This window comes from Verrucomicrobium sp. BvORR106 (assembly GCF_000739655.1).
GTDB lineage: Bacteria > Verrucomicrobiota > Verrucomicrobiia > Verrucomicrobiales > Verrucomicrobiaceae > Verrucomicrobium.
On the sequence record NZ_BATR01000166.1, the window covers coordinates 1 to 8,957 of the forward strand.

Consider the following 8,957-nt stretch of genomic DNA (forward strand, 5'->3'; position numbering starts at 1 on the left):
CTTCACCGTTGTGGCCATGGAACCCAGCACCGCCAGGAACAGGAACACCGGGATCAGGATCAAAAAGAGTGGCAGCAGCAGCAGCCCGATGAACGGCGCCAGAATCACCAGCAGCACGGTGATGATGGTATTCGTGGGCTGGGCCAGCCAGTGGAAGAACGGAGCCGTCACCTTCCGGAAGGGCTCATAGAAGGGTGACTGCGACAGCCAGCTCTCGATCGCGGAGCGCCGTCGCTTGCGGGCCAGTTCGGCGGAGACTGCGGTCTTGACGGGCCCGGGCTCGGCCCCAGAATCTGCCCCTTCTTTGAGGGTTGCATTCATAGGATTCCTTCGATTGACCTTCAGTTTACCAGAATCTGCCACCGTCTGGCAAGCCCCGTGATGGAGGCAAAAACTCACCCACGCCACCGTATAAAGAGGGCCGACACCCCCGGCTTCCGCGAAGTCCGGTTATGGGTCCTCTTGCCTTCTTGTCCCTCCTTCGTACCGCAGCACGAGAGTGGATCGAAGACGATGCCTCCCGCCTGAGTGCCGCCTTGGCATACTATGCCACCTTTTCCACGGCCCCCCTCCTCATCATCTGCATCTCCCTGGCGAGCTTTGTGTTTGGTGAGCAGGCGGCCCGCGGCCAGATCGTGGCAGAGATCTCCTCCCTGGCGGGTGAAGATGCCGGTCATTCCATCCAGGCATTCATCCTGGATGCGTGGCAGGAGGACGACAACGGCTGGAAGGCCCTGATCGGCGTGGCCGTGCTGCTCTTCGGCGCCACTCGGGTGTTTGGCGAGCTCAAGGGGGCGCTCAATACCATCTGGGGAGTGGTCCCCCGGCCGGGTCAGCAGGTGCTCACACTCCTACGTGACCAGTTCCTTTCCTTCTCCATGGTGCTCGTTATCGGCTTCCTGCTGCTCACCTCCCTGCTGGTGAGCACCGCGGTCGCGGCGGCCACGCGCTATTTTGGCCAGTGGGTTCCCATGCACCCGGAACTCTTGGGATGGTGGGACGTCGGTCTGTCTCTCGTGGCCATCAGCGTGCTCTTTGCCCTCATCCTGAAACTGCTGCCAGATGTGCACGTCGGCTGGGGTGACGTCTGGCTGGGGGCGGTGGTCACTGCGGGGCTATTCAACATTGGCAAGCACGCCATCAGTGTCTATCTCGGCACCAGCGGGGTAGCCTCCAGCTACGGCGCGGCAGGCTCCATCGTCGTCTTCCTGCTCTGGGTGTACTATTCCTCCTGCATCCTCTTTTACGGGGCGGAGTTTACCAAGTGCTATGCACGCAAGTTCGGCTCCGGCGTCGTGCCCAAGTCCCGCGCCATGACGGTGGCCGCCTCCGTGCTGGAGGAGATGGCGGCACAGGGGCTGCACGTGCCGAGCCCACAACACGGGGCTCCTTCCAGCGGCAGTCCGTCATTGCGGTCGTAACCGAGGGCCGCCTCAACCGTCCTCAGGGAAGTCCACTCCCGGCACCCTACGCTCGCGTTGCGCCAGCATCACGGCTTCCGGCGGATTCTCAGCCTCGGCACGATGCTGCAGAGCGGTGGCGATGTGAAACCCCTCTTTCTTCAACTGGCTCAATCCCAGTGAGATGGCCAGGCGGCAAACGTTCTGCCGGGTAAGGCCTGTCCGGCCTGCGGCAACATCGAGCGCACGCGATGTGTTCTGGGGGATGCGAAGATTGAATGTTGTCTGGTTTTTCATGGAACCTTTCTCCTTTCGAGCTTCATGGTGAAATCGTTGCCACGCACCCCGGCGGTTGCCCGCCTCGGCCTTTTCCACCAGTGCGATGCAGCCAAACGGCCCGCACCACCCGATCTCTGGTGAAACCCTGACCCCATCCACCATGAGCAGTTCATACCCAGAACCGCAGACGCCCCAGCCGATGCCCTCGGACCCGACGCCTGCGGAACCGCTGCCAGCCCCCGAGCCTCCCGCTCCTTCACCTGCTCCGCAGCCTGGCGATCCCTCTCCTTCGGAGCCACCATCGGTTCCGCCCATCATCGCCTGAATCTCCATCCATCCATGGACTCCGGCTCCAGCACTTCCATCGCAGCCCCCGCATCGCCCAAGAAGCTCGCCTACTTGAGCTACATGGGGGCGACCTTGCGCAGCTCCCTCTCGGACAGTGAGGCTGACAACGCCATCGCCCGCCTCGAATCAGTGTCCGACTACGAACAGTGGCGGCAGCTGGTGGAGAAGAAGAACGAATGGCACACGGACCGCTTCCTCCTGCATCCCCAGCTCTTCGCGGCCGAGTTTGAAGCGTACTACCACTCCGAGCTGCCAGAGATCCTGTCCAACTACGTGCGCAGCCAGGAGCCTGATGCCGCTGGGCTCCTCACGCCGTCCAACATCCGAGTGACCATGGAGTCTCTCTCTAGCACCAATCCTTCCTGGTGGCGCAGTCCCCGCCGTCAGAGGCTCTTCCTCACAGAACTGCTTGAGAAGCGCTCCACGCTCCTGCAGCCATCGCCCTTCGCCTCTCTCCGCGAAGGACTGCATCATATCATGGCCAGCATTGCCGCCTACATGAACTCATGGCGGTCGAAGGGCTCCGGCGGGGCCGTGTGACCCTTCCCCACAAGTAAGGCACGCATTCGGGAGGGCTCTTACGATTCAGAAGAAAGCTGACACCTCCGTGAAATCCAAAGCCACCTCTCACCTCCCCCACCGGGCGGAGCCTTCTCCGCCCTTCGAAGACGATCTTTCAGATCCAGTGGAAAGCCTGGTCGAAGACCTGAGTCAGCAGGACTTCATGCCCTCTGGAGATGAGACCATTTTGGAGGAATATCCCGAGGTGTCTCAAAACGCCCTGCTGATGAGTCACTCGTGGGACGAGGCCGGCGTTGAAAACGGCGACCGCATTGCCCGCATCCCCTTGGAGGACGAGATCAAGTGCACTGAACTCCTTGTCAAAGACGGGCTCGATGAGGCCGATGAAGAGCTCCGGGACCTCGAAGAAGAGGACGAGGAAATAGAACGCGAGCTCGAGTGAACTCGTCCGCCCACCCGGTCAGATCCCCCCGGGCTCCTTCAACGCCGGATTAAAGTACGTGCCTCCACTCCGGATGGTGTTGATCGCGTGCAACAGCTCATCTGGAGAGGTGTTCTTGTTCACATAGCCACGCGCCCCGGCCTTGTACGCCTGCTCGGAGTACACCCTCCCTTCGTTCGTGGAAACAACCAACACTTTCAGATGACGATGTTCCTGCAGTGTCTGGCGGGCCAGTTCGTAACCGCTGCCGTCCGGCAGATTCACATCCACCACCAGGATGCCCGGCAGCTCCCGCTTCAGAGCTGCCGCTCCCTGGCGTACGTCCGGTGCACTCCAGGCAAAGGAAAGGCCGGGGGAGTCCTCGGCAATGCTGCGGAACACCGCGCAAATGATGGAATGGTCATCCACCACGGCTATGGAAACAACGTGCTGGTCTGACGGGGGAAACGATGTAACGGGCATGTTCAAGTTCGTGGGGGCGGCGAATGGTCGGAGTCGCTACTACTGAAAAAAACGAAAGCTGCTCGGCGGTGGGATTCGCTCCAAGTGATGCTGAGATGCGATCTCCCCAAGCCTTGTTCTCTCGGGATACGTCTGTGACGTTTGGCCCGCGTGCTTAAATCACGCCGCGCAGCCGTGCCGGGCAACGCCGGGCAGAATGCAAGGAGTCATCACCAGCCAGCCGCTAAACCATCCACCCTTCGCAGCCAGGACTTCGCCTTGGCCGGGAAGGGTGTGATGCCTCAATGCTGATGCTGGCCCAGCACATACCTTATGCCGCCTCCTGACAGATGTAGGAGCGGCCCAACTTGCGCACGGCAAGCTCAATCCTCGTCTTCACCGTGCCCAGAGGCAGGGAGAGTCTGGCGGCGATTTCCCGCTGGCTCAGACCTTTGAAGAACGTGAGACGCACTGCCACCCCCTGCTCCTTGGGCAGATCCTGGATCAGGCGATTGAGCACATCCTGAAGCTCATTCTGACGCACCTCTTGATCCACCACTGAGGTGGACTCCAGGCGGTGCACCTCCGGACGGGAGGCGGCTTCGTAGCGGCTGGTCGCACGCTGATAGGCGGAAAGCTGGCGCACACGGTCAAGGGCGCGGCGACGGGCAATGGTGATCAACCACCCGAGAAGCTTGCCCTTGTGGGAGGAGAAAGTGCCTGCGTGCTTCCAGACCTGGATAAAGACATCTTGCAGCACGTCATCCGAATCAGCTTCCACACCCAGCACCCGGGTGATGACCCCGCGCAGCACACCACGATGGCGGCGATACAACTCTTCCAGCGCCCGCTGAGACTCGCCAGCGACGATCCGGTCCATCAGTTCTTCATCAGTCAGCGCAACGAGATTCTCAGCCAGCGGGGAGGGAAAGAGGATGGTGTTCATGAGTCTTAGGGAGAGTTGTTTGAGAGATTCGCGGCAGGGCTGGATGTGCCCCGCCATGGTTACCCCTCTCCCTTGCATTCTGCATACCACCCACCTCACCAAAGCCGCAATGCACTCACCATGAATCATTTACGCGATTTCATCGCGAAACAACAACTCCCCTCTCCGGCCGGAAAATCATGCAAAAAGCACGCATTCACCCGTCTCATCATGCAGGATGCACGGTATGGACTCGGGGCTTGGTGGTCGGCGGCTATCTGGGGGTCACATTTTAAGATCGCAGGGCACCCGTCAGCTGCGTGGGTGCAATTGCACTCACAGCCGTCAAGGCGGGATCTTTCTTGCGCAGCCTTGCTCGCCGCACCACGGGGGCAGAGGGCGGCGCCTCGGCCGGTGGGCGCAGGCTCATTTGAGCTCCTGCCAGATGAATCTCCACCACGGGCGAGCCAGTGCGCAAATGCTGCAGCAGACGGGAGGCCACCGCGAGGGCCTGCGGTGCCGAAAGCAGGACCGTCAAGGAGTCATGTCCAGCCTGGGTAGCATCGAAGCGATGGAGGCTTCTCTTTCTCATACAAAACCGCTTGTTCAGTGGTCCTCTTTTCTATCAATTCGTCCGACACTTCCCTGATGGATGCTTTTCCCGATATGAGGAGACGCGTCACCACCCCACTTGAATGCCTTCATGAGCTTGCCTCACCTTCCCCTTCTGGCCGCCCTCGGCCTCTGCCTCCTGCATACAAACGCCACCGGTGCAGAGCCGGACAAGGCTGCGCCCCCTGAAAACAAGAAGGCGGCAGAAACTCCAGCAAAGAATCCGCAGCAAGCCGTGCTGGAGACACCTGGGCTCGCAGCCTTCTGGGACTTCCGCGAGGATCAAGGAAACAAACGCCTCTCCCTGGCCCCCGGCGCGCATGCCTTGGAGGAGATGGCCGGCCCCGTGGCCCGGGAGGCGGAAGGCCCCTTCGGCACCGCGCTCCTCATCAAGTCCGGCCAGTGGCTCCGCATCCCGAGGGAACAGCTGGGTTCGTTGAACATACATGGTCCCAGTGCGCAGGTCACGGTCATGGCATGGGTAAGGCGGGAGCGACCTCACGCCTGGCAGGCCATCGCCGGCGTGTGGGACGAGTCCCGCAAGAAGCGACAGTACTGCCTCTTCCTCAATGCTGCCTCCCGTACCGACCACCGCACCATGAAACGCAAACCGTGCAAGGACCTCTTCCAGGGCCATGTGTCCAGCGTGGGCGGTCCTACGCCCGGTGAGGAGTTCTGCATCACCTACGCATCCAGCGGCTCCGTGGTGCCCATGGAGGGATGGCACTGCCTCGCGCTCACCTATGACGCCAAAGAGGTGCGCCTGTATCTGGACGGCAAGTTCGACGCCTCGGAAGGCAGCAATCCCTTCCCCTATGCGGAGGGGCTCTTCGATGGCGGTGAGGATGGGGCCGAGTTCACCGTTGGCAGCGTGTCCGTGCGGGGCAAGCCCGGGAACTTCTTCGGAGGCCGGCTGGGCGGCCTCGCCGTCTTCCAGCGCGCTCTGAGCGCACAGGAGATCGCCGCCCTCCACTCCGCCACCGCGCTCACAAAAGCACCAGAGTAAGGGACATTTTCATCGTCAGCACCGCCCGACCACCCCGTAGGTATCCAGCCTCCCATTCCGACACGATTATGAGCTCTATTACTTCCTCGAACCGCCGCCAGTTTCTCCGCCATGCCACTGCCCTCGCCGGAGCCGCCACGCTGCCCACCTGGGGTCAGGCAGCCGCTGCCGCTGGCACGCCCGATGCCCTGGCTGGCCGGCTCTACAAGACGCTCAAGATCGGCATGATCAAAGTGGACGGCAGCCTGACGGACAAATTCAAGGGCGCCCTCGCCGCAGGCTTCAAGGGTGTGGAGATGAATGCTCCGGGCATGGATGTGGCGGAAACCAAGAAGGCCATCGCTGAATCCGGCCTTGTTGTGGACGGCACCGTCTGTGGCAGCCACTGGACCATCCGCCATACCAGTGCCGATGCCGCCACCCGGGCCAAGGCTCTGGAGGACCTCAAGACGGCCCTGCGCGACACCCGCGCTGTGGGCGGACACTCCGTGCTGCTCGTCGCTGGCAAAGGGGAGGACGGTCCTGAGAATGAGATCTGGGCCCGCTCGGTGGAGAACATTTCCAAAGCCATTCCTATCGCTGCGGAGGAAGGCGTCACCATCGTGCTTGAGAACGTCTGGAACCAGTTCCTCTACGATCACAATGGCGGATCTGATCAGACGGCTGACAAGTGGGCCAAGTACGTTGACGCCTTCAACTCCCCCTGGGTAGGCATGCAGTTCGACATCGGCAACCACTGGAAATACGGAAGCATGGGCGGCTGGATCCGCACCCTGGGCAAGCGCGTTTACAAACTCGATGTGAAAGGCTTCTCCCGCGCTCAGAACAAGTTCACTCCCATCGGCCAGGGCGATATCGACTACGCAGACGTGCGCAAGGCCCTCCTTGAGATCAACTTCTACGGCTGGCTCGCCGCCGAAGTGGGAGGCGGTAATCAAGACTATCTCAAGGGCGTGTCCGATGAGATGGACACGGCTTTCGGGCTGCGGGCCTGATAAGGCTCGGGTGAAATTGCGTCGCTCTGCGGCAGCATCCTGTCGGAGATTCCGCAGGCCAAACATTGTCTTGTGCACCGCAGGCCAAAAGAGTAAAACGGCCACGGAATCTCCGTCTCAAACCACCCTGACCCGATCCCAGCGATGAAACTTCCGCTTCTCACGCTCCTCTCCGCACTGGCCCTGCCACTCGTCACCACGGCCGCAGATCTCACCTCCGTGTTTGAGGGGGATGCCCCCAAGCGGGCCCGGTTGAAAGACCTCCAGGACAGTCCCACCCCGCCTGAGATCAAGCTGCAAAAGTGGGAGAACTCCAAGCCACTGACGCTGGCAGATCTCAAAGGCAAGATCATCGTCCTCGACTTCTGGGCCACCTGGTGCGGCCCCTGCATCTCCAGCATCCCGCATGCGAACGAGATCCACAGGAAGTACGCCAACGACGTGGTCTTCATCGGCGTGTGCCACCCGGAAGGGGCTGAGAAAATGCGCGAGACCGTGAAGGAAAAGGGCATCCTTTACCCCGTCGCCGTAGATACCGGCGGCAAGGCCGGCAAAGACTATGCCGTCAACGGCTACCCTGACTACTACATCATCGACCGCACCGGCAAGCTCGTGGTGGCCGACTGCTCGAACTCCAAGGTGGAAGAAGCCCTGGAGATCCTGCTGAAGAAGTAGCCATCCTCCTTTGCTGCTGGGAGCGACTGCCGCAGGACAATTCGTTTCGTCCGGCCAAGTGGCTGGCGTGACCGTATTGTTTTCGCAGGTAGCATTGTCCTGCGGAATCGCCTCATCTATGGACATCGATCACGACTCCGAATCCCACCGGTTCTCCCTGGAAGAATCCGGACACGTCTCCGTGCTGGACTATGAGCTGGATGGGCGTCAGATGACGATCACCCACACCTATGTCCCTGGCGAGCTGCGCGGACGGGGCATCGCCGCCGAGCTGGTACAGGAGGCCCTGGAGCACGCTCGTGAGCAGGGCTGGACGGTGGTGCCGCAGTGCAGCTATGTCGCGGCCTACATGGCCCGGCACAAGGAATACAGCGACCTTCTCTGAGAGAGTGAAGGTTTCTCGCCCCCCGAAAAGTCGGGGGTGGGCAGGAGACGTCCCTTTGCACAATCGCGCCTGCGTGGCCCGTATCGGAAGACTGCCCTGATCCGTTGCCCGATTCTCCATGCGCTCTCTGTTGCTTCCCGCCGTTCTGCTCGCTTCGCTCTGCCCCGCCCTGCTTCCCGGGCGCGCCCACGCAGCCCCGCCCGACTATCGCTTCAAGGTGGAGACTTTGTTTGAGGACATTGCCCAGCCCATGGAGATCGAACTGGCCCCGGACGGCAGGCTGTTCTTCAACGAGTACAAAGGCACGCTCAAGATCTACTCCCCCGTCACCCGGCAGCTCACCCAGGCGGGTGCCCTACAGGTCTTCAATGGTCAGGAGAACGGTTTCCTGGGCTTTGCGCTCGATCCCAAGTTTGCTGAGAACGGCTGGATCTACTGTCTGTACTCGCCCAAGGACTTTGACGGCCAGCAGCTCAGCCGCTTCACCATCACAGGTGACGTCCTCGACCTCGCCAGTGAAAAAGTCATCCTCCGGTTCGCGGAACAACGCAAGGAGTGCTGCCACCACGCCGGCACCGTCGAGTTCGGCCCGGATGGCTGCCTCTACTTCTCCACGGGGGACAACACCCATCCCCATGGCGACTCCCAGGGCTACGCCCCGCTGGATGAGCGGCCCGACCGTTCCCCGTGGGATGCCCAGAAGTCGGCGGCAAACACGAACGTGCTCAATGGCAAGATCAACCGCATCCGGGTGAAGGCGGACGGCACGTATGAGATTCCGCCGGGCAATCTGTTCCCCCCCGGCACTCCCAACACCCGGCCGGAAATCTATGTCATGGGGTGTCGCAACCCCTGGCGCATGTCGGTTGATGACCGGACCGGCATTGTTTACTGGGGCGAGGTGGGCCCGACGCAGGCAATGAGCGG

At 61.5% G+C, this 8,957-nt stretch carries 13 protein-coding genes; 8 read left to right on the top strand and 5 right to left on the bottom strand.

Going from position 1 to position 8,957, the window contains the following annotated elements:
- Positions 1-321 (bottom strand): hypothetical protein (locus tag BV106_RS30005; RefSeq protein WP_038171044.1); only part of this gene is annotated, 321 nt, incomplete at its 3' end.
- Positions 322-470: 149 nt separating this feature from the next.
- Between BV106_RS30005 and BV106_RS30010 the strand changes: the two genes are divergently transcribed.
- Positions 471-1,421 (top strand): YihY/virulence factor BrkB family protein, encoded by a 951-nt coding sequence (locus BV106_RS30010; protein WP_265596218.1) that lies wholly within the window; start codon positions 471-473, stop codon positions 1,419-1,421.
- Positions 1,422-1,433: 12 nt separating this feature from the next.
- Here BV106_RS30010 and BV106_RS30015 read toward each other — a convergent pair whose 3' ends face one another.
- Complete coding sequence (locus BV106_RS30015) at positions 1,434-1,997, bottom strand: hypothetical protein (RefSeq protein ID WP_038171048.1); 564 nt, start codon at positions 1,995-1,997, stop codon at positions 1,434-1,436.
- Between the two features lie 21 nt (positions 1,998-2,018).
- On the opposite strand from BV106_RS30015, the gene BV106_RS30020 reads away from it, so the two are divergent.
- Both BV106_RS30020 and BV106_RS30025 read left to right on the top strand, forming a co-directional pair.
- Positions 2,019-2,567, top strand: coding sequence for a hypothetical protein (locus BV106_RS30020; protein WP_038171050.1), 549 nt, complete (start codon positions 2,019-2,021; stop codon positions 2,565-2,567).
- A gap of 67 nt (positions 2,568-2,634) precedes the next feature.
- Positions 2,635-2,991 (top strand): hypothetical protein, encoded by a 357-nt coding sequence (locus tag BV106_RS30025; protein ID WP_038171053.1) that lies wholly within the window; start codon positions 2,635-2,637, stop codon positions 2,989-2,991.
- An 18-nt stretch (positions 2,992-3,009) separates the two neighbouring features.
- Here the strand turns inward: BV106_RS30025 and BV106_RS30030 are convergent, their stop codons facing one another.
- From BV106_RS30030 to BV106_RS30040, 3 genes are all read right to left on the bottom strand, one after another.
- Positions 3,010-3,453, bottom strand: coding sequence for a response regulator transcription factor (locus BV106_RS30030; RefSeq protein ID WP_081892452.1), 444 nt, complete (start codon positions 3,451-3,453; stop codon positions 3,010-3,012).
- 310 nt (positions 3,454-3,763) lie between these two features.
- Positions 3,764-4,378: a sigma-70 family RNA polymerase sigma factor gene (locus tag BV106_RS30035; protein WP_038171057.1), complete on the bottom strand. Its 615-nt coding sequence runs from the start codon at positions 4,376-4,378 to the stop codon at positions 3,764-3,766.
- Between the two features lie 271 nt (positions 4,379-4,649).
- Positions 4,650-4,949, bottom strand: coding sequence for a hypothetical protein (locus tag BV106_RS30040; RefSeq protein ID WP_038171059.1), 300 nt, complete (start codon positions 4,947-4,949; stop codon positions 4,650-4,652).
- Positions 4,950-5,060: 111 nt separating this feature from the next.
- Here BV106_RS30040 and BV106_RS30045 point away from each other — a divergent pair, with 111 nt between their 5' ends.
- From BV106_RS30045 to BV106_RS30065, 5 genes are all read left to right on the top strand, one after another.
- Positions 5,061-5,975, top strand: a complete 915-nt coding sequence (locus tag BV106_RS30045) for a LamG domain-containing protein (RefSeq protein ID WP_038171069.1) — start codon at positions 5,061-5,063, stop codon at positions 5,973-5,975.
- A gap of 68 nt (positions 5,976-6,043) precedes the next feature.
- Positions 6,044-6,970 carry a sugar phosphate isomerase/epimerase family protein gene (locus BV106_RS30050; RefSeq protein ID WP_038171062.1) on the top strand — a complete coding sequence of 309 codons (927 nt, stop codon included), beginning with the start codon at positions 6,044-6,046 and terminating at the stop codon, positions 6,968-6,970.
- A 144-nt stretch (positions 6,971-7,114) separates the two neighbouring features.
- Positions 7,115-7,645, top strand: a complete 531-nt coding sequence (locus BV106_RS30055; RefSeq protein ID WP_051946518.1) for a TlpA disulfide reductase family protein — start codon at positions 7,115-7,117, stop codon at positions 7,643-7,645.
- A gap of 118 nt (positions 7,646-7,763) precedes the next feature.
- Positions 7,764-8,030: a GNAT family N-acetyltransferase gene (locus BV106_RS30060; protein ID WP_038171064.1), complete on the top strand. Its 267-nt coding sequence runs from the start codon at positions 7,764-7,766 to the stop codon at positions 8,028-8,030.
- A 118-nt stretch (positions 8,031-8,148) separates the two neighbouring features.
- Positions 8,149-8,957 (top strand): PQQ-dependent sugar dehydrogenase (locus tag BV106_RS30065; RefSeq protein WP_038171066.1); only part of this gene is annotated, 809 nt, incomplete at its 3' end.

Excerpts from the sequence above, each read along its gene's own strand:
- BV106_RS30015 (WP_038171048.1), bottom strand. The coding sequence starts at position 1,997 with ATGATGGGCGGAACCGATGGTGGCTCCGAAGGAGAGGGATCGCCAGGC.
- BV106_RS30020 (WP_038171050.1), top strand. The coding sequence starts at position 2,019 with ATGGACTCCGGCTCCAGCACTTCCATCGCAGCCCCCGCATCGCCCAAG.
- BV106_RS30030 (WP_081892452.1), bottom strand. The coding sequence starts at position 3,453 with ATGCCCGTTACATCGTTTCCCCCGTCAGACCAGCACGTTGTTTCCATA.
- BV106_RS30035 (WP_038171057.1), bottom strand. The coding sequence starts at position 4,378 with ATGAACACCATCCTCTTTCCCTCCCCGCTGGCTGAGAATCTCGTTGCG.
- BV106_RS30040 (WP_038171059.1), bottom strand. The coding sequence starts at position 4,949 with ATGAGAAAGAGAAGCCTCCATCGCTTCGATGCTACCCAGGCTGGACAT.
- BV106_RS30045 (WP_038171069.1), top strand. The coding sequence starts at position 5,061 with ATGAGCTTGCCTCACCTTCCCCTTCTGGCCGCCCTCGGCCTCTGCCTC.
- BV106_RS30050 (WP_038171062.1), top strand. The coding sequence starts at position 6,044 with ATGAGCTCTATTACTTCCTCGAACCGCCGCCAGTTTCTCCGCCATGCC.
- BV106_RS30055 (WP_051946518.1), top strand. The coding sequence starts at position 7,115 with ATGAAACTTCCGCTTCTCACGCTCCTCTCCGCACTGGCCCTGCCACTC.
- BV106_RS30060 (WP_038171064.1), top strand. The coding sequence starts at position 7,764 with ATGGACATCGATCACGACTCCGAATCCCACCGGTTCTCCCTGGAAGAA.